The organism is Burkholderia sp. Se-20378, from assembly GCF_017104665.1.
GTDB classification, from domain to species: Bacteria; Pseudomonadota; Gammaproteobacteria; order Burkholderiales; family Burkholderiaceae; genus Burkholderia; species Burkholderia lata.
This window is the reverse complement of record NZ_JAAGPG010000707.1, coordinates 1-3,580: the sequence shown is the minus strand read 5'-3', so window position 1 is coordinate 3,580 and position 3,580 is coordinate 1. Positions and strand designations below refer to the sequence as shown.

3 protein-coding genes and 1 pseudogene are annotated in these 3,580 nt (G+C 69.5%); 3 read left to right on the top strand and 1 reads right to left on the bottom strand.

Going from position 1 to position 3,580, the window contains the following annotated elements; genetic code table 11:
- The 3 genes and pseudogenes from G3N93_RS41885 to G3N93_RS36360 form a co-directional block, all read left to right on the top strand.
- Window positions 1-154 (top strand): annotated as a pseudogene (locus G3N93_RS41885) (cytochrome c); the annotation flags it as partial.
- Window positions 155-190: 36 nt separating this feature from the next.
- Window positions 191-1,144, top strand: coding sequence for an ABC transporter substrate-binding protein (locus G3N93_RS36365; RefSeq protein WP_206125082.1), 954 nt, complete (start codon window positions 191-193; stop codon window positions 1,142-1,144).
- 88 nt (window positions 1,145-1,232) lie between these two features.
- Window positions 1,233-2,099 (top strand): MOSC domain-containing protein, encoded by an 867-nt coding sequence (locus G3N93_RS36360; protein WP_174942444.1) that lies wholly within the window; start codon window positions 1,233-1,235, stop codon window positions 2,097-2,099.
- Window positions 2,100-2,189: 90 nt separating this feature from the next.
- Here G3N93_RS36360 and G3N93_RS36355 read toward each other — a convergent pair.
- A partial coding sequence (locus G3N93_RS36355; protein WP_206135177.1) for a sensor histidine kinase occupies window positions 2,190-3,580 on the bottom strand: 1,391 nt, incomplete at its 5' end.

Genomic DNA, 3,580 nt, shown 5'->3' with positions numbered 1-3,580 from the left:
CAGCGCCGGCTGGTCGGATGCCGACCTGCTGTGCCGCTCGGACGCCACCGCACGACCGGCCGTATCGGCGGCGACCGGCGATCCGCTGACTGCGCTGCTGCTGCGCGTCGATACCGAGCCCGTGCGCGATGTGCAGGCCGGGCTTCCACATTGATGAATCCCTGAACTTCTCTTCCGACCGAGCTTCACGATGAATCCGACCCGACGCCATTTCCTCGCCCAAGCGAGCGCACTCGCGACGATCGCCGCGGCCCCGGCTGCCCTGCGCGCTCAATCGGGCACACGGCCGCTGCTGCGCGCCGGCGACCAGAAAGGCGGGCTGCGCGCGCTGCTCGAAGCGGCCGGCGAACTGAACGGCCTGGCGTACGACATTGCGTGGACCGAGTTTCCGGCCGCCGCACCCCTCGCCGAAGCGCTGAACGCGGCCGCCGTCGACTGTGGCCCGATCGGCGACGCGCCGGTGATCTTCGCGCTCGCGTCGGGCGCACGCATCAAGGTGATCGGCGCGAACCGTTCCGACCCGTACGGCACGGCCGTGCTCGTGCAGCCCGATGCGGCGCTGAAGGGCGCAGCCGACCTCAAAGGCAAGCGTATCGGCACCACGCGCGGCTCGATCGGTCATTTCGTCACGCTGAAGGCGCTCGACGCGGCCGGCCTGCCGCCCGACGCCGTCTCGTTCCGCTTCCTGCCGCCGGCCGACACGATGCTTGCGCTCGCAACCGGTTCGATCGATGCCTGGGCGACCTGGGAACCCTATACCGCGCTCGCCGAAACGAGCGGCCGCGCGCGCGTGCTCGTCAACGGCCGCGGGCTGTGGTCGGGCCTCAGCTATCTCGCGGCGACCGACGCGGCGATCGCATCGAAGCGCGACGTGCTGCACGATTTCCTGCGGCGCGTCGTGCGCGCGCAGACGTGGTCGTACCGGCATGCCGACGCGTATTCCGCCGCACTCGCGCGCATCATCGGCATTCCGCCGGCGGCCGCGAAGCTGCAGTTCGAGCGCCGGAACACGCGCTGGCTGCCGATCGACGCGACGGTCATCGCCGAACAACAACGCACGGCCGACTTCTACCTGAAGGCCGGGCTGCTGCGCCAGCCGCTCGACGTGCGCGCGACGTTCGACGCCGGCTTCCCGCTCGCATGACCGGCCGCGCGACGGTACACAGCCGTCCAAACGGCTTCGGCACGATCTGGCACAATCGCAGTCTCGCCATCCGCCTTCAGCCAGCGTCATGCCAGCCATCGCCGAACTCTTCGTCTACCCGATCAAATCCTGCGCCGGCATCGCGCTGTCGCGCGCGCAACTGCTCGAAACGGGCCTGGCGTATGACCGCCACTGGCTGATCACCGACCCTGCCGGGCAGATGATCACGCAGCGCACGCACCCGCGCCTCGCGCTGATCCGCACCGCGCTCGACAGCGATGCGCTCGTGCTGAACGCGCCGGGCATGCGCGAGATCCGCACGCCGCTCGACGGCGACGCATCGCCCGCCACGCCGAAAATGGCCGCGACCGTGTGGCGCGACACCGTCGATGCGATCGACACGGGCGCCGAAACGGCCGCCTGGCTCACCGAATTCCTCGGCATGCCCACGAAGCTCGCACGCTTCGGCCCCGACGCGCGCCGCGGCTGCAATCGCAAATGGACCGGCGAGATCGATACGCACACGCAGTTCGCGGACGGCTATCCGCTGCTCGTGATCGGCCAGTCGTCGCTCGACGACCTGAACGCACGGCTCGCCGCAAAAGGCGCGCCGGCGATCCCGATGAACCGCTTCCGCCCGAACATCGTGGTGTCGGATCTCGACGCGTACGAAGAGGATTTCGTCGAACATTTCGACACGGAAGGCGCGACGCCCGTGCGGCTGCGCCTCGTGAAGCTGTGCACGCGCTGCCCGATGCCGACGATCGACCAGGTCACCGGCGCGCCCGATCCTGCGTGGCCGCACGAGCCGACCGACACGATGCAGACCTACCGCGCGAACCCGAATTTCGACGGCGAGCTGACGTTCGGCATCAATGCGATCGTCGTCGAAGGCGTGGGTACGTGGCTCGAGGTTGGTCAGTCGCTGGACGCGGAGATCGGGTTCGGCGATTGAGACGCAGCGCGAAACCGCTCGTCCCCTAACATCCGCGCGATCGGGAAGCAGCCGCAAACGGCCAGCCGCTTCCCGCACCGCTACTCACCGTCACGCGGCGCGCTGCATGGCATCGCTCGCCGCCGGCAGCCGGATCGTCACGACCAGCCCGCCACCCGCCGCATCGGCCAGCGTCACGCTGCCCTGATGCACCCGCGCGATCTCGCGCACGATCGACAGCCCGAGCCCCGTCCCTTCGACCGTCTGCGTCTTGCTGCCGCGATGGAAGCGCTCGAACACGGCGTCGCGCTCGTCCGCCGGAATGCCCGGCCCGTTGTCGATGACGTCGAGCCGCGCGTGCTCGCCGTCGCGCGATACGCGCACCGTAATCACCGCGCGGTCGCCCGCATAACGGATCGCGTTGTCGATCAGGTTGCCGATCATCTCGCCGAGCAGGTCGGCCTGCCCGTGCACGTCGAGGTCGGCCTCGTGCTCGAAACCGAGATCGATGTCGCGCGCGCGGGCCACCGGCGACCAATCGAGCGTCACGCTGCGCGCGAGCCGGTGCAGCGCGACCGGCTTGTGCGCGACCGCATGGCCGCTGTCCGAATCGAGCCGCGACAGCGACAGCAGTTGCTGCACGATCTTCGCGGCCTGCCGCACCGCGCCGTTCGCGCGCCGTAGGTGCCCGGTCACACGCGGCTGCTCGTCGGGCCGCAACGCGAGCTCGACGCCGGCCTGCACGGCCGCGAGCGGCGTCTTCAGTTGATGGGCGGCATCCGCGAAAAAGCGACGCCTTGCGACCTGCATCCGCTGCGTACGACCGATGTACTGGTTGATCGACTCGACGAGCGGCGCGAGTTCGCTCGGTACCGCGCCGGTATCGAGCGGCGTCGTGTCGTCCTCGCTGCGCGCGGCGACCGTCGCCGACAGCCGGTTCAGCGGCCGCAGCCCGCGCCCGACGCCGAGCCACACGATGCCGAGCGCCAGCACGACGAGCAATCCTTCCTGCAGCAGCGACCCCACCAGGATTTCGCGCGCGAGCGCCTGGCGCGCCTCGATCGTCTCGCCGACCATCACCCACACGATCCGCGACTGCGCGGTCGGCACGTCGTGCACCGGGATCCGTAGCGCGGCCATCCGCAACTGCTCACCGCGATAGACGACGTCGTAGTAACGCGTGACGAACAGCGCGCCGTCCCCCGCATCGCGCCCTTGCGGCAGCGGCAGGTCCGGGTAGCCGGTGATCGTGTGGCCGTTGTCCTCGCGGATCAGGTAGTAGATCTTGCCGCCGTCGCTCGATTCGAGCATTTCCAGTGCGAGATACGGCAGGTCGACCTCGATCTCGCCGTCGTTGAGCCGCACGCCTTCGCGGATCGACTTCAGCGACGACGACAACGTGCGGTCGAACGCGACGTGCGCGGCGCTCATCGCGCGCTGGTACGTGAGCCACGAGTCGAGCGCGAGCAGGCCGAGCAGCGGCAGCAGCAACCACAGCGCGA

Bases quoted from the DNA above. Each gene is read 5' to 3' on its own strand.
- G3N93_RS36360 (WP_174942444.1), top strand. From the start codon at position 1,233: ATGCCAGCCATCGCCGAACTCTTCGTCTACCCGATCAAATCCTGCGCC.
- G3N93_RS36365 (WP_206125082.1), top strand. From the start codon at position 191: ATGAATCCGACCCGACGCCATTTCCTCGCCCAAGCGAGCGCACTCGCG.